14 protein-coding genes are annotated in these 19034 nt (G+C 49.0%); 3 read left to right on the top strand and 11 right to left on the bottom strand.

The window, feature by feature from the left end:
• Positions 1-88 precede the first annotated feature (88 nt).
• On the top strand, positions 89-457 hold the full coding sequence (locus MHI06_RS02760) for a hypothetical protein (RefSeq protein WP_169480750.1): 369 nt from the start codon (positions 89-91) through the stop codon (positions 455-457).
• Between the two features lie 88 nt (positions 458-545).
• Here the strand turns inward: MHI06_RS02760 and MHI06_RS02755 are convergent, their stop codons facing one another.
• Positions 546-1616: a Gfo/Idh/MocA family oxidoreductase gene (locus MHI06_RS02755; protein ID WP_047840275.1), complete on the bottom strand. Its 1071-nt coding sequence runs from the start codon at positions 1614-1616 to the stop codon at positions 546-548.
• A 47-nt stretch (positions 1617-1663) separates the two neighbouring features.
• Entirely contained in the window at positions 1664-2140 is a 477-nt protein-coding gene (locus tag MHI06_RS02750; RefSeq protein WP_340400333.1) for a GNAT family N-acetyltransferase, read from the bottom strand.
• 249 nt (positions 2141-2389) lie between these two features.
• Between MHI06_RS02750 and MHI06_RS02745 the strand changes: the two genes are divergently transcribed.
• Complete coding sequence (locus tag MHI06_RS02745) at positions 2390-3460, top strand: copper amine oxidase N-terminal domain-containing protein (RefSeq protein WP_340400332.1); 1071 nt, start codon at positions 2390-2392, stop codon at positions 3458-3460.
• A 545-nt stretch (positions 3461-4005) separates the two neighbouring features.
• Here MHI06_RS02745 and MHI06_RS02740 read toward each other — a convergent pair.
• From MHI06_RS02740 to MHI06_RS02720, 5 genes are all read right to left on the bottom strand, one after another.
• Positions 4006-4407: a RidA family protein gene (locus MHI06_RS02740; RefSeq protein WP_169480754.1), complete on the bottom strand. Its 402-nt coding sequence runs from the start codon at positions 4405-4407 to the stop codon at positions 4006-4008.
• A 177-nt stretch (positions 4408-4584) separates the two neighbouring features.
• On the bottom strand, positions 4585-5550 hold the full coding sequence (locus tag MHI06_RS02735; protein ID WP_340400331.1) for a M15 family metallopeptidase: 966 nt from the start codon (positions 5548-5550) through the stop codon (positions 4585-4587).
• Positions 5551-5858: 308 nt separating this feature from the next.
• Complete coding sequence (locus MHI06_RS02730) at positions 5859-6671, bottom strand: hypothetical protein (protein ID WP_340400330.1); 813 nt, start codon at positions 6669-6671, stop codon at positions 5859-5861.
• 46 nt (positions 6672-6717) lie between these two features.
• On the bottom strand, positions 6718-9921 hold the full coding sequence (locus tag MHI06_RS02725) for a DEAD/DEAH box helicase (protein WP_340400329.1): 3204 nt from the start codon (positions 9919-9921) through the stop codon (positions 6718-6720).
• A 261-nt stretch (positions 9922-10182) separates the two neighbouring features.
• Positions 10183-10614 carry a chemotaxis protein CheW gene (locus MHI06_RS02720; RefSeq protein WP_062837311.1) on the bottom strand — a complete coding sequence of 144 codons (432 nt, stop codon included), beginning with the start codon at positions 10612-10614 and terminating at the stop codon, positions 10183-10185.
• 351 nt (positions 10615-10965) lie between these two features.
• On the opposite strand from MHI06_RS02720, the gene MHI06_RS02715 reads away from it, so the two are divergent.
• On the top strand, positions 10966-12945 hold the full coding sequence (locus MHI06_RS02715) for a methyl-accepting chemotaxis protein (protein ID WP_340400328.1): 1980 nt from the start codon (positions 10966-10968) through the stop codon (positions 12943-12945).
• Between the two features lie 402 nt (positions 12946-13347).
• Here MHI06_RS02715 and MHI06_RS02710 read toward each other — a convergent pair whose 3' ends face one another.
• From MHI06_RS02710 to MHI06_RS02695, 4 genes are all read right to left on the bottom strand, one after another.
• Complete coding sequence (locus MHI06_RS02710) at positions 13348-14295, bottom strand: aminopeptidase (RefSeq protein ID WP_340400327.1); 948 nt, start codon at positions 14293-14295, stop codon at positions 13348-13350.
• Positions 14296-14389: 94 nt separating this feature from the next.
• On the bottom strand, positions 14390-16342 hold the full coding sequence (locus MHI06_RS02705; protein ID WP_340400326.1) for an alpha/beta fold hydrolase: 1953 nt from the start codon (positions 16340-16342) through the stop codon (positions 14390-14392).
• 61 nt (positions 16343-16403) lie between these two features.
• Complete coding sequence (locus tag MHI06_RS02700) at positions 16404-16970, bottom strand: TetR/AcrR family transcriptional regulator (RefSeq protein ID WP_340400325.1); 567 nt, start codon at positions 16968-16970, stop codon at positions 16404-16406.
• Positions 16971-17401: 431 nt separating this feature from the next.
• Entirely contained in the window at positions 17402-18700 is a 1299-nt protein-coding gene (locus tag MHI06_RS02695; RefSeq protein WP_340400324.1) for an ABC transporter substrate-binding protein, read from the bottom strand.
• Positions 18701-19034: the final 334 nt, after the last annotated feature.

Raw genomic sequence — 19034 nt, 5'->3', positions numbered from 1 at the left:
ATACCGTTATAGCTTCGTTTCAGGGCGCTTTTTGCTGTTTATTAACAGTAGAAGCGTCTTTTTTCCATTTCAGAATGGGGGTTGGATTATGCAGGACGGCAAACAACATCTGTATGTATCGGTCACTCATAACCTGATTGAACGAACAAAGAACGAATCTACACCTTTTGAAGTGTTGGTGGATGACGGGCAGTTGGGCCGATTGAAGGATCTGATGAAGGTGCTGGAGGATGACGATGCCTATACTTTGCAACGGGCTCCGGTACCCTACAAATCGGCAGACCATGATGAGGCAACAGAGCAATTTTCGGATGGTATGACCTTGCTGTACACCTTTTTGTATGACCATGGCACGCCGGACACCCGGCAGGCAATTGAGAGCATGAACGTGCTTCCAAGACTGCAGGATACGGATTACGATGATCCGGGATATGAGAATTCACCACTGAATAAATGACCTGATGCCAAAAAGCATGCGTAGCCGCAGAACACGCGGAAGACGCATGCTTTTGTTATATGAAGCATAACTGCAACTTGAAGCGTGCTTAATCCAGACGAATCTCCTGCCCTTTCTCAGCGGATTCGTAGATTCCGCACAACATGCGCGTGGAAGCCACACCATCCGCAATTGGACTGATCGGCTCTGTCCCGTTCAGGCAACAATCCACAAAGTGGTCAATCTGGTTCTGGAATGCACTATGAATATGGAGACCCGTATTGTCGGTCTGGGGTTCAATATTCAGAATGGTGTTATTTTTCTCCGTGACGATCAGTGTCTCCGGCTCCAGTTCAAATCCACCGCGCTCACCGTATAATTTCACCGATGATTCATCTCCGCGTGCATGCAGGGTAAAACTCACATCCACCGCCAGCGAAGCTCCGTTTTCAAATCGAATGAGCGCATTCGCCATATCTTCCACGTCATTTACAGCTGCGCTGTAGTCGGCTGCTTTGTAAAAAGAAAGATGTTCGATATGGGCACGATTGCCCAACTTCCGATACGTATTACCACTGACCGAAACAGGTTTCGGCCTGCCCATCAGATACCAGCATTGGTCAATGATATGTACGCCTAGATCAATCAGGGGGCCTCCGCCGGAACGGCTTTTGTCAGCGAACCAACCGCCTGGATTGCCGTGACGCCGCAGAATGGAAGCTTTGGCATAATACAGTTCACCAAACTCCCCGGCATCAATGAATCTGCGCATCATCTGCATATTGTTATCATACCGACGCACAAACCCAACGATAAACGTACGTCCGCTCTTCTTCACCGCTTCTTCAATCCGCAGTGCATCTTCCACATTGGTTGCGACCGGTTTCTCCAGAAGTACATGCTTGCCTGCCTCCAGTGCAGCAATGGCGAATTCCGCGTGTGTATTGTTCCAGGTACAGATACTGACGGCATCCACATGCGGGTCCTCCAGCATCTCCCGATAATCGGTGTACACGGATTGAGCATCATACTTCTGTGCCGCAGCTTTAGCCCGCTCCTCGTTCAGATCGCAGATCGCATAGATGACAGCATCCTCGTTCTTGGCATAACACCTCATATGAAGATCCGAGATAGACCCCGTACCGATCATTCCAATGTGTAGCATTTGTTTCGTGCTCATAATCATCCTCCCTTCCTTTTCCACAACTTCCACAACTTCATTATCGTCTAGTCTGCCCGCAGCATGCCTTCGTAAATACCCGGCGTCGAATTTTCGATCTTCACAGCACCCAACGTTCGGGCATAGAAATCCACAGGTCCCGCTGACCCGATAATGGCATATCCGTAACCGTCCGCCTTCATCGCATGCATACAGGCCAGTAACAGGGCTGTGCCAACACCTTTGCCCCGCGCATCCTGGCTCACACCTGTCGGGCCGAAGAAGTTGCGACATGTCGCTTCGTAACAGGCAAAACCGATCATTTTCCCATGCTCAACCGCAATATAACAAGATACGGGCTGACGCGCAAAAGCGACATCACATTCATCCACCCAAGCCTGGCTAAAATGTGACCTCACCCAATCCAGTACAAGTTGCTTCTCTGGGGCAATGGCTCTTCGAATCACAATGGAGGATTTCTCCAACGTTCTCAGTCCACTCTCTTGTTCCGGCAAACGATAGAGTGCTACCAACATATCACTCATCTAATTCGTTCCTCCTCGTACTTGAATGTGAAATAGGACAAAGGTTAGGCCACTTACCTGAAATTAACCTGATCTTGCTGCTGATAACCTGCAATACATACGATATTTCAAAACTAAACTAACATGCTGCTTACATTCATTGCATTCCAACTGCAACAATGGATCAAGTTGTCCCGTCTATAAACATGTATCGCGGCCCTAAGGAAGATTTTACCGCGACAGTACACAGATTAGAAGGGATGATTATTGATGAATAACAACATGAAAAAAGTAAGTGCCCTGATGGCTTTAACCATGGCACTGGGCGGTGGAGCCGCTTACGCATCAGCACTGGACAACACACAGCCAGTCCATCAAACATCCGTTTCAGCGAATAGTAATGCAGCTGATGCAGTAAACGTATCCGTGAATGGTGCATCCATCTCCGATGGTTATTGGAACAAGGATGGTAAAGTAGCCATGATCCCGCTGCGTGATCTTACCGAAGCACTGGGTATTGAACTGAAATGGAATAAAGAAAACAAATCCGCAGAGCTGACACGAGGTGTTCTCTGGACACAAGTAACCACAGGCAAGGATCAATATTCCGTAAATAAAATGCTGCTCACGCTGGGTACAGCGCCCGAAATCACAGGTGGCACATTGTATGTACCGGCTTCTTTTGCCGAAAAGGTACTACATGGACAAGTGAACACAACAGGAAATCAGGTGACGATCTCTAGTGAAGAGGACGTGAAGACGGTTACTGAACATGGTGTAATTACCAAAATCACGAATAATGGTGAATATAGATCGATTCAGATTGGCGGTGCGGGTATGGATGGTATTGTACTCAATCTGAGCGATGAGACTAAATTCACCTCAGTTGAGGGGAAAGAGATTGCACTAACCGATCTGACCATTGGCATGAACGTGGAGGCTGAACATTCCCAGATTACAACACGCAGTCTGCCACCACAAACGCCGACCTATAAAGTCACTGTACTGGATGACGCTGCAGAATCTGAAACACAATTGAAAGAAGTTCTGGGGACGGCTGGTACGATTGAAAATGTAACAACAGCTGAGGGCAGCATCTCACAAATTGAGATCACAGGTACACGGTTAACAGAAACAGCTCCTGACCATGTCGTGCTGAATATCGCTAAAGATACACTTCTTGTGAACCACGAAGGAGAGACGGTGAAAGCTGAAGAACTGACTAAAGGAACTAAAGTCATTGGGTTCTACAGTCCTGTGCTGACACGCAGCCTGCCTCCGATCGGAACAGCGTGGAAAGTGGTTGTTGAAGCACCCGCAGCAGAGCTGGAAGCGAAATAATACGGTTAGTGAGAAGTGCGGGCTAAGCTGATGCTGAATATTGCAAACCGCATGTATCTTCTGGCATGTGTTGTAAATGAGTGTAACGCATCACGATGACCAGCCAGCAGCTATACGGCTAGCCTAATCAAAATAACCTTATCCGCCTGTCTTATGACAGACACGGGTAAGGTTATTTTTTGGTTTATGGTTTATGGTTTGTAGAATGCGTCTTCAAACTTGCTTCAAACCCAAGCGTACCTGGACTTGTCCAGAGCAGGCATGCGCGATGTGCGCTGCATACGACATGCATTGCCTACTGAATGTACGAGCAAGTGGACTTAGCGCTAACGAATCTGAGGCGTATTATTCAAGGATTTGAAGCACTCGCAGAAATTGAAGGAACCTGAGACAAGCTATATCACAATAAATAGCCTTTTACATCGTTTTTATCAGAGAAATTCGGGAAATAAACTGCCTGATGTTCCTTACATTTTAAAAAGAGGACCTGAGGGCCAAATAAGACGTCCTGTGTTCCTTAGGAAACCCTCAGATCATCGCCAGGATTAGCCGGATTGGACTTCATCTTCAACGATCGCTTCCACTTCAATCTCAACCATCAACAAGGGATCAATGAGTGCGCTAACTTCAACCATGGTGGCTACAGGCTGGATCTGTCCAAAAAATTCACCGTGTGCCTTGCCAACTTCCTCCCATCTGGAGATATCGGTCACAAACATCCGGGTTCTCACCACATGCGACATGTCAGCTCCCAATTCTTTCAGTGCATTCTCGATCGTCTGCAAAACGAACCTCGTCTGTGCATACGGATCACCTGCCCCAACAACTACACCATCTTGCATCGCGGTTGTACCCGCCACTTCGATTCGGTTCCCTACACGGATGGCACGGCAATATCCCACCAACGGTTCCCATGGGGAGCCGGTAAATACCTGCTGTCTACTCATTCTCTCGTCCCTCGCTTTGGTTGTATTTGTCTCTTCTTCTGATTAAACATGAATTATAGCAGTCCAACATCATTCACGCACAAAAAAATCCCTGAATGGCTGCCCATTGGTTAGATCGCGGACAGACATTCAAGGAATTTTAGGAAAATTAGTATCTTTAAGAATAAAGCATTCGGATTACAACTTGATATTAGCCTCATCAAAGTATTCTTCCAGAGTTAATCCACTCTTCGCTACATCCAACGCCAAATCCGTACCGATGTACCGGATATGCCAAGGCTCATAGACGTATCCTGTTGTATCTTCTTCACCTTGCAGATAACGGATGACATATCCGTATTCTGCAGCATGTTCAGCCAACCACTGGCCTTCCTTCGATGTACCAAATACCTCTTCCAGCACATTGCCCACACTCGGACTCGATACATCGATGGCAAGACCCGTCTGATGTTCGCTTCGGCCTGGCACAGAGCTCACGCGATCTGTGTATTCTTGACCTTTGGTTTTGACATTGTTGTTGTAGATGGATACCTGACGCTGATATGAACGATAACCGGACACCGCACGAAGCTCAATGCCATCCGCTTTTGCACCTGCAAACAACTTCTCCAGCGCCTCCGCAGCTTCCTTGCGCATATGCCGCTTCTCGTGTGGTTCGTCGAAGGAGAACGGTACATTCGGCTCCACCAGATCGTCCGGCTCGTACCCTTCAGGCAGACTACGTTGCTTGTTCACAATGACGGTCATAGACTCGGCATTGGTCACCACAGATTGTGCATCAATCGTCGTTTGCAGTGCGCTGATGCTGCGTTTCTCCATCAATGGATCTTCCGTTGTCGCCCCGTTGCCATCGTCTGAAGAATCCTGCTCTTCGTCTGATGAACCATTACCTGACTCACTGCCTGTGCCCTCATCGCTGTTGCCAGAAGATGACGTATCACCACCAGCATTGTCGCCGTCCGTTCCCTTGTCCTCCGTAAAATGAACCGTTGTGCCGTCGGACTCTTGTTGTGTGTTGCCTGTTCCATTCGGATCCTGGCTCTCTTCTGCGCCATTCTGGCACGCGGCAAGCATTGCTCCGCATATCATCAATGAGGACAGCATAACCGCCATGCGGCGCTGTCTTCCTGTACGTGATTTCATGTAAAAACTCCTATCGCCATAATATAAATGTAGTCTAGTTGTCTGCTCGCAGTCTTCCTGCGACAGTATACCTTAATTGGGAGCGAAGCTCCACCGGTAAAGACCTCCTTTAGAAGAGATCCGGATGGACGTATACGCGCTGTACAGCCTGTATGATCGTTTTTTGGACTTTTAGAGCAACATCCCAGTGCCTGTACACAATAGCAGTGAAATGGGAATATGTCTTCATATATCCAATATTCAAAAAGTGATTATGCAATAAAAACAAGCAGGGGTGATCTGAGATCTCCCCCGCTCTAATGGGTGCATCATTTGGTTGCCGGGCTGTCCGTCTTCTTCTGGACAGCCTGCCACATCCGCGCGGCTACACGCTCGCGGATCAGATCCAGCCCTGCAGTGGCCGGCACGCCCGGCAGCAGCGCCGTCAGCTCCGGCAACGCCGGCGGCTTGCCCGGCTGCGCGAGGCGCACCTCAACGGCGCCGAAGCCTGGCCCCGGCTGGTGCATGGCGCCGTCCGCGGCTGCCTCGGCGATCCACTCGCCGACGGCTGCGCCGCCTTCGCCGCCCCGCACCTGCGGGCGGCCAGCCGTTTCCGCTGCGCGGCCGGGGCCACTGGGATCATGGGCGAGTTCCTCCGCCCATGCCCCCAGCACGCCGGCGAGCAGCGCTTCGCGCGGCAGGCCGGCGTGCGCCAGCTGCAGCAGCGGCTCAGCCGCGAGGCGCGCGGCTACGGCGGCCTCAGCGGCTGCCGCATGCGCGCAGCTCAGGCGGCCGCAGGTGCACGCCACGGCCACGCTGGCCGTTGCTGCGCCTGGCGAGCCCTCGGGCGCGAGCGTCGCCGGCAGTAGCCCCGCAAGCTCCTCGGGCGCCGAGCCGCCGCGCAGCAGGGCGTACAGCGTCAGCGGACGCTTCCGCAGCTGAGCCAGTACTGCCTCGCGCTGGGCTTCGCTCAGTCGCGCTGGCGTTCCCGTGACCGTGAACATGCCTGCGGCTGATCCAGTCTTGCCCTCAGCAGCGGAAGCCGGAACGGAAACTTCCTGGTCCGCATCCGCTGCTGTATTTACTTCTGCTGTCCATCCACCGGGGGACATATGCAGCTCGATCTTCCATTTTTCACTCACAACAATCCCCCTTTCTCAACATCTATATTCTCCTGATATTTCAAGGTCACAGCCACGTCTCTCCCTGAAGCGAGATCAGGCCACGCAGCTCATCATCCGACATCTCGGTCAGCCAGTTCTCACCTGAACCAACGACCTGCTCGGAAAGTGCCTTCTTGCTCTCAATCAGCTCATCAATCCGTTCCTCCAGCGTTCCCTGACAGATCAGCTTGTGCACCTGCACGTTGCGATTCTGCCCAATTCGGAATACACGATCCGTCGCCTGATTCTCGACCGCGGGATTCCACCACCGATCATAGTGGACCACGTGACTCGCGCGTGTCAGATTCAGACCTACACCTCCGGCACGAAGAGATAGAACAAACATGGACGGTCCCTCTCCTTTTTGGAAAGTCTCCACCATATCGTCTCTTTGCGACTTCGATACACCGCCATGCAGGAAATACGGTTCTTCCTCGTATCGCTGTTTCAACCTCGACACTAACAGATCTCCCATGGCAACATACTGCGTGAAGATCAGGGCAGATTCCCCGTTATCACGGATGGCATCCAGCAGTTCAAGCAAACGTTCCATCTTACCAGATGCCTCGGCCTTACCGTGGTCTTTCCGATTGCTGTCCGCCAGCACCGGATGATCACAGATCTGCTTGAGCTTGGTCAGAGAGGACAGAACAATCCCCTTCCGGGCAATACCGTTTCTGCCGTCCAAACCACCCATGAGATCGTCCACCACACGTTGATACAACACCGTCTGCTCTGGCGTTAGAGAACAATAGGATTTCAGTTCAAGCTTCTCTGGCAGATCCTTGCGAATATCCGGATCACTTTTCAGCCTGCGCAGCATAAACGGAGATACCAATCGATGAAGCTCACGCAAGGATGCTGCATTTTCTTCGGATGGGCCGAGCCCCGTATACCGCTGCCGGAACGATGAAGCTGTGCCCAGATACCCCGGATTGAGGAACTGGAAAATGGACCAGAGTTCGCTCAGTCGGTTCTCTACTGGTGTTCCTGTCATCGCAATACGATGAAGTGTAGACAGACGCATCACACTTTGCGCTTGTTTGGTACGGTAGTTCTTAATATATTGAGCCTCATCCAGCACGATGGTGGACCAGTGCAGCGAAGCCAGATCTGGCCCATCTCTGCCTGCCAGATGATAGGTCGTGAGTACAATGTCATGCGTCTGCGCTTCTGCCTGAAATTCGGTCCCGTGCAACCGTTGTCCGCCATGGTGAATGTACAGCGACAGATCCGGGGCAAACCGTTTCAGTTCACGCTGCCAGTTCCCAAGCAACGAGGTTGGACACACAATGAGCGCAGGCAGATGAACGGGTTGCACATTCGTGTGCTCAGCCGCCGTGAATGAATCATCTGCTTCGTTCAGCATGTCATTCTCACGCGCTTCCTCTTCGGCTGCCTGCCGTTCCTCATGTTTTCGGTCCAGCAGACAGGTAATTACCTGAATGGTCTTCCCAAGTCCCATATCGTCCGCGAGACATACGCCAAAGCCCAACTCACGCATAGCGGATAACCATTGGTATCCCCGTTCCTGATAAGGACGCAATTCACCATGCAATTCTGCCGGAACCTGACGAGGTTCAATGCTGCGAAGCACCTGTCCATCAAGCAGGAAAGCGAGCAACCCATCAGATTCTGCACCAAAGACGGATAGCCCCTTCCATGCGGAATCTTCCCCTTCATCCGCGGCCAGATGCAGCCATTCGGAAAGAGGCATATATTGTTCTTCTTCTTTTTTCATATAACGCAGGACTTGGCGAATCTCTTTCGTATCCACTTCAATCCATTCACCGCGGAACATGACATACGGGACTGTGGATTCAGCCAGTGCTGCAAGTTCCTCGGCCGTGACTGGTTTACCATCCAGCATAGGCTCCGCCTTGAAAGCAACCAATTGTTCCATGCCAAGGGCCGATGTAGCTCCAGGCAACCGCTCATTTCCCCGATTCAACATCTGCAGACGCAGTCCCGCACGACGTTTACCGGCACGACTCCATTTGGAAGGCATGAGAACGGTTATCCCGGCTTTTTGCAGACGCGGAACGGCATGCGTAAGGAATTCAAAGAAACCCTGCTGCTCCAGTTTGATTCCCTCTGGACGAGCGGTGAGTAGCGCCGTCTCCAGCTCAGGTGCCAGTTCTGCTGCATGCCCGAGTGCCATCAACAACTGTTCTGCCGCCGAGGTATATAACACTTTCCCCCGGTCTAGATCACGCTCTGGATGTGCCCAGACGGTGCGTACAGGCAACCTCAGGCTCGTTTCCTGCTCACTGTCTACCCAAAAGCTTATTCCCCAGATCGTTTCATGTTCGCCCAGTGGCGGCTCCAAGCGGAGTACCAGCTTCAATTGGCCTTCAGCAGGCGCCATTTCTTCGGCTCCCACGATCGGCATCGTCGTTCCACCAGCTTCTTGCAACGTATGAATAAATGCTGTCATGTCGTCGGTCGGACCTTGCACCGTTACAGGACGGAACATCGAGATCAGACTGTTCCACCATAACTCAGCTACTGGCGAAGATCCGCGTCGATAAGGAGTGCGGTATCGGGACAGTTCACTGTCCATCCCTTCCAGTTCACTTGTCACTACAGCATGAATCATTCCACTCATGAATGAAAATAATACCGCCGCCCCTGCTTCTTCACGCGTTTCCGGTTCCAATGAAGCATAGGCTCCGGGAGCAGCCAAACCAATGGGAGGCATCGCTTCAGCAAGATCGCGGAATCGTTCGATGTCCTCCTCCTGCTCCAAGCGTGGCCGCCATACTCCCGTCAATGTCTCTTGTCCGGTCCGTCGCCTTGCGCCGGTCTTTGCTGCGAATTCAGCCGATGGAGCAATTGCTCCCCGCAACAGCAGCTCCTGTGTGAACTGCGCCGCCTTGATCCAGTAACGCATTTCTTCTCCAACCTGAATTCCAGCTGCATTTAACAAACGGTCATCCCATTGTAGCAGCAGCCTGAAGGCATCCTTGGGCGAGACTGCCAATCCTTCCAATGTGCGTCCCAGCAGCTGACGCCGCTTCGTGTTCTTGGCTTCAGCCGTGTTCCTCAGCGGATTCGGCCAGCGCAGCTCCGCAAGACGCAGAGCGGCAGGCTGAAACAGACGACCCCCGTCGCCAAAATTCAACCTTCTTACCACGTGGCTCCATGCATCCACACGTGGTTCCGATGTTTCACCGGAAAAACAAAAAAATACGTCACCAAGCCATACTCCATACAGCGATTGCATCATTAAAGTCTCCCGTCATCCCTTCGCATTGTTACTCTCCATCATATACGAAAATGACCGGATTTAAAAACATTTACCCACAAAAAGTGGATATTTCGATGGTTAGGGCATGTCTCAAAACTCGCTGAAGTGCATCTTTCGGAGTTTTCAGACACGCCCTAGCGGCACAAAAAAATGTCCCTTCTCCCGAAAAGCGGATGAGGAACATTTGGGTCAAACGAAGGATAACACTGAATATTCAAAGAATTACGGATCGTTATATTACTATGATCTGATCAAGCTGCCCAGCAATACATCCAAGTTCAAAATGCCTGCGCGATGATCTTCGCAGAACCCGATTTTGTCAAAAACTCCAAGCATGAAACGGCGATGTTCCTCAGCAGGTTCCTCGAAACGATCATAACTTACGACAGAATCGACCATATCTACGATCAGCGGTACAAATCCACCTTTGTAAGGCACCACAATAATACGTGTAGAAGTAGTATCCTCCTGGTCCGGCATGCCTAACAATACACGTAGACTCACAACCGAAACGACCTTACCATACAACGAAGCAAAACCTCGGATCTCCGGACTTCCAAATGGGACCGTTGTCACCTGCACCATTCTGATGATCTCATGAACTTCATCAATTCGTAGTGCAAAGATCTGGTCTCCTACCGAAAAATTAATATATTGCATGCCCTCATCCATAATTATCCCCATACCCTCTCATTCCGTATAATCAGACTACTTTCGTCCCATTAGATGTTACTTTGGTGTATCGGTTATTTTCAGTCAAATGTTTAGGCTTCAGATCAATTTTGCCAACTTCAACAAACGTTGCATTACAGTTGCTGTCTCCGCTCTGCTCATTTGCCCTGTCGGATTCAACAAAGTTCCATTTTCTTGGATCATGCCGGGTGAAAGAGCTACTTGTGTAGCTGCTTGTGCCCGTGAAGAAATCTGATCTTGAACCGCTCACCTCCTATTAAATGCCATATAAAATTACTGCATCAACTGCCGATATAAATAGTATATACAGGATTAGAAAAGAGGAAAATCATGACGCTCAAAACCAAAGTCATTGTCATCGTCACCACCATCTGCATTCTGCTCGCTGCGCCGCTCAGCTATATCGCGCTGTACGTGATTGAGAAGCAAGCGACAGAATCCGTAGACAATGAGCTGCAAAGCACAGTTCAAAAAGCAGTAACAGAAGTCGATGGATGGGCTTTGACTCAAGCCAAAGTCATCGAAACACTGGGCAAAGTCATTGATGATACGGTACCACTCAATGAGATCAGCATGGAACATTTACAAGCATTCCAACTGGCCTCTAACAAAGAGGATATCGCCACCATTTACTTCGGCCTCGAAGACGGTACATATTTAGACGGAGCAGGCTTCATACCAGATGCCACCTTTGATGCACGCGAGCGTCCATGGTACGTAGCCATCAAAGCTTCGAACGCACTTACGTTCAGTGATGCCTATGTCACCAAAGCCGGTATACAGTCCATTTTCATCGGCGTGCCGCTACATGACGAGAACGGGAATTTCCAAGGGGCCATATCGGAAAATATATCACTCGATTCCATTAAGGATGAGATCAGTTCGATCCACACAGACAACGGATTCACCTTTTTGCTGGACCAGAAGGGTGTTGTGCTCTCACATCCGAATCAAGAGCTATTGAATACACCACTCGCTGAACAGAGTGACTATACAGAGATCGTGGGCACGATGCTTAATCAACCTAGCGGATTGTCCGAATATACGTATAATAACGATCGGCAGTTAATCTATTACGAGAAAATTCCGAATACCAACTGGATTGTAGCAACCTCCATCTCCAAAGCTGCCGCCTTGGCGGAATTCACCAAAACAAGAAAGCTGTATCTGGCGTTTATCGTTATTTTCACCGTGGTGCTGGCGGCTCTGGCCTACTTCTTCGCGCTCAGAACGATCAAACCCCTGCTGAATATGAAGAACAGTGCGCAACAATTGGCCGCAGGAGATCTTACGGTGCAAGTTGACGTCAAAGGTAAAGATGAAATTGCCCAATTAGGTACTTCTTTCAATGCCATGTCCACTTCTCTGCGTCAATTGATTCAACAGGTGGATCACTCTGCACAGCAAGTACAAGCCTCTTCTCAAACGATGTACAAGGAAGCTTCCGGCAGCAATGAAATTGCAGGTCAGATCTCCACAGTCATTGAAGAGATTGCCAAGGGTGCAGGTGAACAGGCTGAATCGATCCAATCCGGTGCAGAAATGGTATCTGGCATTAATCAAGTCATTGATCAGATTACAGATGAGGCTCATCAAGCCTCGCAAACGATACTGGATGTTACTCAGGCCATGGAAAGTGGCACAAGTGCTATTAGCCGCCAGATGGATCTTTCTGAAGTTGGGCAACAATCCACGACTCGTGTTGAAACATCCAATGAACTACTACTCAGCAAAATTGGAGCAATCTCCGAAATTACGGGCAGTATTCAGAATATTGCGGCCCAAACCAATCTGCTGGCCTTGAATGCATCTATTGAAGCTGCCCGTGCTGGAGAGCATGGCAGAGGATTCGCAGTGGTGGCGGGTGAAGTTCGGAAACTAGCAGAACAGTCCTCACAGTCTGTAGCGGGTATCGATCAGCTGCTGAAAGATCTGAATACTGCAGGTCAGCAAAGTGCAGCAGAGCTGGAGCAATTCAGATTGAATAGTGCAGCCCAATCCGACTCTATGGCAGAGACGTCAGCATCTTTTGAGAATATCCGTCAGTCCATTGAGGAGATTATTCATCAGATCAATTCCATTACTTCGGGCATGAACAGTATCAAATCAGGTGCTGCTCAGGTCTCTGATGTCATTACCGGGCTCGCAGCAGTTGCCGAGCAAAGTGCAGCTTCGACCGAAGAAGCTGCGTCCTCGACCACGGAGCAATCCGAGTCCATTGGTAATATCGCAGATGCCGCCAAAGCATTATCGGATCATGCGGATCAGTTACTGTTGGAAGTCAGTCGTTTCAATACGGAGAGTAAGTAACCTGACATCAGTTTCATTATTTTAGTTGCAAAAAAAGACCAAAGATCGGCTTGATGCTGATCTTTGGTCTTTTTTATCCCCATATTTATGGATCTGTTTCTATGTTTTCAAATACTTGGAACAAAAAAACGGCATTTCTGTGGATAACTCGTTTTATTACTCCAAAAGGACTGTTTTATCAAGTGAAAACATGAGTTATACCTGATTTGTGGATAAGTTGTGCACATATTGCACACATGCTGTGGATATGTTTAGCATTTCATGTGGATATTCATTATTTTAATGTGGACATGTTGTGTATTTGTTTGTAAATCTGACGTAAAATCTGAATTTTCGCTCCAGTTATCCATCACTGTGGACACGTTGTGGACATGCCCAATTGCCTTCAATGCAGTTATTCAGTTATTCGACCAATTCACCCTGACGCATGATCAGCTTGTCATCGATGTACACGTCCGGCTTTTGCACAACTGCATCAATATGAACACCCGCGGCAATCGTTCCACCAAATGTGTTATTGCTGCCAAAGGCCACATGAATTGTGCCGTACACCTTCTCATCTTCCAGCACCACACCCGTGATTCGTGCCTTGTTATTGGTACCGATCCCGAATTCGCCGAGAAAACGACCATCGCCCTCACCAAGCGTTTCCAGTAATTGAGCCCCATCTGGTCCCTCAGCTGACACCAACCGTCCTTCACTAACAGCTAATAACATCGGTTCACGGAGTGCCCCAATTCCAGCAACGGAACCATCTACAACAATACTGCCCTCGCCCTTGCCCTCAACAGGAGCAATATAAGCTTCTCCTGACGGCAAGTTGCCCGATTCACCAGGGTTCAAATACATACCTGTGCTTGGTACACCGTTACGATCTTCAATGGAAAAGGAAAGACTATGGCCCTGCTTCTCTATTCGCACATGGCGACCTGCGGTTAATAGAGCCGTTACCTTCTCGGTCAACGCCTTTACTTGCGAATATTCAGCTGTAATGGCTCCGTTCACAAACATATCCTCTGTCATGCCAGGCATGGTTGCCACTCGGGTCCCTGAAGCAGCGGCTTTTTTGCGTGCCTGGGTATGTGTTACTGAATATTTCGTTACACACACGGCTACGTCCGCCTCAATCATGGCCTTTGCAATTGGGGCAGGCGGCTCTTCGCCGGATCTGCTGCGTTCCTCCATGATTAAGAGGACTGATTCTGCTCCAAGAGCTTTGCCTGCCTCATAGATGGATTCTGCCAAATCCCGTTTCATATCGTCTGCGACAACCACCAGATTCTCTCCGCTACGTAGTCCCAGACACTCTGTTAATACATTTTTACTAATCTCCACACGTTGCTGACTCATACATTCATCTCTCCTGTCTATGGTTCATCTCTTCACAACTCGACTTGACCCTTTCGACAGTTGGTATGAGAATCCTGCATGTCCGAATCTGGACTCATCTCAAGTTATTAGACCATTCGGTGAGGATCGCTGCTGTTTCCTTATATTGAAACGTCGGAAAGTAATGCCCATAGGGCACATCTATGCGTTTGACCTGTGATTTCATATCCTGGGGATAGTGATATTCCTGATCTTGATTGGCCCATACAACTAATACATTCTTGGCATAATGCTGACTTTCCATTTTCGCCCACAACGTTGATCTGGCGCCTTTCCTCTGACCCGAATGGATCCACCGTAACAAGTCCGCATGTGCTCCTGCAATGCGAGGGGATTGGAGGCTGGAGCGTATTCTCTTGCCGATGGTATGAGCCATAACACTGCTGTCACCTACGCCGCTATATGCACTGAACATCCGGTTCCAACTTTTTTCCGTTTTGCCACGCAGCATGGAGCGCATCACACCTCTTGGCAAACGGGAAATCCATCTCAGTACGTTCGGATTCGAATTGTTAGCGACTGGCTGAAGCAATCCCAGCCGAATGTCTGTCCGCCCACTACGCATCTGTGCCGCAGCTGCAATAGCTGCACCGATCGAATGACCAACCAGCTTCACCGGACCTTCAAACTCACCAAGCGCCTGAAGCAATGCCTCCACCTGACCTTCAAATGCTTCATCTCCCTGATGCACGGGGGACCGTCCGAATCCAGCAAGATCGATTAGCCATACCGGGTTCCCGGTCTGTTCCCTAAGCTGTTGTCCCAAAGGTAACATCTCATCGGCAGATTGGAGCAAACCATGTACAATAATCCAAGGCTCGCCCTCACCCTCCCAACCAAGCATAGCCATATTTCCGCTCCGCGACCGAATATAGTCTGTCGGAAAACTCTCAGGTAACGGCGTATAACGAAAACGATAATCCAGATCGGCTGTAACCAGCGGAAGCTGTTCCCTGATGTCCGGCCAAGATTGTCCCATACGTGTGAACAGAGCCTCCGTCTCTTCAACCGGGAATGACCTGTTGGTAATAAAAGCAACCGACTCCGCTGGAACACCACTGATGCGTGTGCCCCCTGATTTCATGATCCATTGAATCCATGGTAGTGGCACAGCCCCTTTGGGCTTGGGTACGTCCAATTGCTGCGCTAGAAGTTGCAACAGTTCCTTCATATTGGGACTGTCTTCCTTCCGCGCCAACAGTGGATAAGTTCCTCCGACTGGAGCGGTTTCCCTGGATAAGAAAATAAGCGTCCGTGCAACAATGTCATTCTCCACAAGTGGTAACCAATAGGATGAACCTCCCGGCACTACCGGCATAAGTCCTTTCTGAATCGCCTGAATGAGCAGCCCAATCCCACCCATTTGCTCGGTTACACCGGTGGGACGCGGTCCAACCACTGTACTCGGATTCACAACGGATAAGGGATAGTGATGCTTCTCTGCATGCTCGCGAATATGCAGATCGGCATGAAACTTCATCTCTTCATACGCACTTTCATTGTTATCCACATGCTTAACCTGTAGATAATTCCCCTGTTCATTCCGCTCTCCATAAGGACTCATATAACCAACAACGTGGATAAAGTGTCTCAATCCATGAGTACGGTGGATTTCCTGCGCTAGCTGTGCCACTTCTCTGGCCCCGTTCATGAATATCTGCTCGGCTACTTTTCGTTCCAAAGTGACGTCCATCGTTCCTCCCGCATGAATGATCACATTCGCTTCAAGAGCACGCTCCCAATCTGGTGCGGTAAGGCCAAGACCCGAAATGGACAAATCACCTTTAATAAAGGTAATCCGGTCGAAATCCTTCACTCCATAAGCCTTCAGCACAGTTCTGGCTCGCTGTTCCGAACGAACCAGCAAGAGCAATTGTGCGCCTCCCTGCGTGAGTTGTTTGACCGTTTCTTTGCCAATAAAACCTGTGCTCCCTGTCATGAAAATGGTCGTGGCTGCAATATTGGACTTGCTTATTACCTGATTCATATTTGTTGTATGTATATTCATTCTGTTACGACTCCTTTTAGTACTACATAGTACTAGTTATATTTTAAAAAAAGAGCTTCGATTAACGAAGCATCTGACAAAATGTACGTGCCGATTGTTCTATAATCCCAACATCACGGGCAGTTCCCGCTAGGATTAATGAACCTTCTAATGCTGCAATAAACAACAAAGCAGCCGGTTCTGGCTCGATTTCTTTGCGAAATTCACCGCGATCCAAACCTTGCTGAAACAGCTTCTCCACCATAGGTCTAAGCTCACGAAAGAATCTGGATATGCTTTCCTTCACTTGGGGTGCACTGTCGGGTGTCTGCATATATAACGTGACAAACGGACAACTTCCTTCGTAATTCCGGCCCTCAATGCCTGCTGACAGCATAGCCATGAATGAGTAAATACGTTCCTCTACCCCTCGCTCGCGCTGACTGAGCAGCAGATACAGCTCCGACTCATACTGGGCAATCCAGTATTGTACCACGGCCTGGAGCAGTTCCTCCTTGTTTTTAAAATGATAATAAATATTCGACTTCGATACCCCACTCACTCGCACGACTTCATCCATGCTGACGTAGCTGTACCCCTGACGCAGAAATAATTGTGCCGCCACTTCAACTGCCTTGGTCCGGTTCACCGGATTGGAACTCTTGGATTTGGCAGGTCCTGTGTTCGATTTTTGATTTGTCATATTTAGAACTATACAGTACTAGTAAATTGAAAACAAGTATTTCTGTTAACAAAAGATACTCTCTGGCTCAAACTTCTCCTTACTTGTCCACATTTAGGTCATTATACACACAGGATATCCACATATAGTATTAACTCTGTGTTAAATACGTCATAAGATCGTTAAACTGCTTTTGGGTTATCCACATTTCAGGGATATTACTGACTTTGAACTTTTCAGAGAGAGCTGTTTGCTCTCCAGAAAACAATAAACGGGCCAACCAGAATAAAATTTCTGGTTGGCCCGTTTCAATTAACTTATATATCCGATAGACTAACTTTTCTATCCAAAAGTTTCTGAACAGTTTTCGGTAACCTGTGGATACCGCATGATCCGGATTATTTTTTCAGACTATCCCAGTTCTGTTGCAATGCGTCGAGCAATCCGGTTTTATCCGATTTGCCTGCAACGTAAGCCTGAATTGTGCTGCCATACTCCTGTGGAACCCCTTCAGGGAAACGGTTAAAGTTCCAGCTGAGTGTTTTGTTTTCCTGGCTATACTTCATAATCTCTGTAGCGAGGTCACCCAGATCCTCTTCCGATGCCGTGATGGAACTGAACGCCGGGATGAATTTGAACTCTTTGGTCATGTACTGCTTTCCGATATCCGAAGTTACGAGCCACTCCAGAAACTCTTTCGCTTCCGGTTTCACTTGGGAATTTTTATTCACAACCCAGTAGTTCGGCACGCCGACAAACAATTTGTCATTCGGTTCATTGTTAATTGGCATTGGCAGGATACCCAGATTCAGATTTGGATCGATTCCATCAATCTGAACTTGAGTCCAGTTTCCTTGCTGCATCATCGCTGCTTCTCCAGTTGCAAACAGGGTTACCTGTGTATTGTAGTCAGTTGTCAGCGGGTTTTTGTTGCTGTATTTCAACGTTAAGTCGAGCAAGTTAATCCAGTCGGTGAACACCTGATTGCCAGGGATTTTCTCCGGGTTTTCGTTGAGTCCCTGGATGAATTTCACCGGATCTGCTTGATTCGCAAATGCCACATTTACGTTATGGTTACCCAGCACCCACCACTCCTGATATCCGTTCGAGAAAGGCGTAATGCCTGCGGCCTGAAGTTTCTGTGCAGCTTGATCCAATTGTTCCAGTGTCGTTGGAACTTCGGTAATGCCTGCTTTTTGGAAAAGGTCTTTGTTATAAATGAAACCATAACCCTCTAGCGCGAGTGGCTGTCCATAGAGCTTGCCGTCTTTGGTCATTGGCTCTTTGGCTACTTCGAGTGCATCCTTGGCCCATGATTCTCCAGACAGATCTTCCAAATATTCAAGCCATGTATCCAGTTCACGATAACCACCTACGTTGAAAATGTCTGGTTGTTCGCCAGCGGCAAACTTAGCTTTCAGTGCAGCACCGTAGTCACTTCCGCCACCCACGGTTTGAATGTCCAGTTTGACGCCTGGATGGGAGGATTCATATTCCGCCTTAAGACGATTAAGCGCTTCCGCAATTTCGACTTTGAATTGAAAGATTTTAATGGTTTTGTCCCCAGCAGCTGCCTCGCCGCCACCTTGAGTATCCGTGTTGACCGGACTGCCGCTTTTATCCCCATTGCCACAACCCGCGAGCATTACCGAAAAAGCAATCAGCATAAGCAACGTCAACTTCGTCATTCTTTTCATACATACACTCTCCCTATAGTAGTTTCAGTATAACAGTTCCACTAATGAATATTTACACTGGCACTCCAATGACAGAATAACTTTCCGATCGCTGTTATCCCCAGATTTTTTTGATCCATTATTAATGGGAAAAATCCAGGGATAGCATATGCTTCCGAAGTAGCTTTCTTCCAGAAAGCTTTTAGGCGAACGCTTCGCTTCTTCAAGTTATTTCTGCCCTCTCCGTTATCGTTGTAAATGTTTAGTTGAACTCATCTAGCATTTATCAAGAGAAGGAGCCCCCTCTATCTGGGCCTCTCTCTTCAGGAGTCATGCCCAAGCTATGCGGGCATGA

This window comes from Paenibacillus sp. FSL H8-0079 (assembly GCF_037991315.1).
Taxonomy (GTDB): domain Bacteria; phylum Bacillota; class Bacilli; order Paenibacillales; family Paenibacillaceae; genus Paenibacillus.
The sequence above is the reverse complement of the archived record's forward strand: the minus strand, read 5'-3'. Positions and strand labels throughout refer to the sequence as shown.

Bases quoted from the DNA above. Each gene is read 5' to 3' on its own strand.
- MHI06_RS02760 (WP_169480750.1), top strand. From the start codon at position 89: ATGCAGGACGGCAAACAACATCTGTATGTATCGGTCACTCATAACCTG.
- MHI06_RS02755 (WP_047840275.1), bottom strand. From the start codon at position 1,616: ATGAGCACGAAACAAATGCTACACATTGGAATGATCGGTACGGGGTCT.
- MHI06_RS02750 (WP_340400333.1), bottom strand. From the start codon at position 2,140: ATGAGTGATATGTTGGTAGCACTCTATCGTTTGCCGGAACAAGAGAGT.
- MHI06_RS02745 (WP_340400332.1), top strand. From the start codon at position 2,390: ATGAATAACAACATGAAAAAAGTAAGTGCCCTGATGGCTTTAACCATG.
- MHI06_RS02740 (WP_169480754.1), bottom strand. From the start codon at position 4,407: ATGAGTAGACAGCAGGTATTTACCGGCTCCCCATGGGAACCGTTGGTG.
- MHI06_RS02735 (WP_340400331.1), bottom strand. From the start codon at position 5,550: ATGAAATCACGTACAGGAAGACAGCGCCGCATGGCGGTTATGCTGTCC.
- MHI06_RS02725 (WP_340400329.1), bottom strand. From the start codon at position 9,921: ATGATGCAATCGCTGTATGGAGTATGGCTTGGTGACGTATTTTTTTGT.
- MHI06_RS02720 (WP_062837311.1), bottom strand. From the start codon at position 10,614: ATGGATGAGGGCATGCAATATATTAATTTTTCGGTAGGAGACCAGATC.
- MHI06_RS02715 (WP_340400328.1), top strand. From the start codon at position 10,966: ATGACGCTCAAAACCAAAGTCATTGTCATCGTCACCACCATCTGCATT.
- MHI06_RS02710 (WP_340400327.1), bottom strand. From the start codon at position 14,295: ATGAGTCAGCAACGTGTGGAGATTAGTAAAAATGTATTAACAGAGTGT.
- MHI06_RS02705 (WP_340400326.1), bottom strand. From the start codon at position 16,342: ATGAATATACATACAACAAATATGAATCAGGTAATAAGCAAGTCCAAT.
- MHI06_RS02695 (WP_340400324.1), bottom strand. From the start codon at position 18,700: ATGAAAAGAATGACGAAGTTGACGTTGCTTATGCTGATTGCTTTTTCG.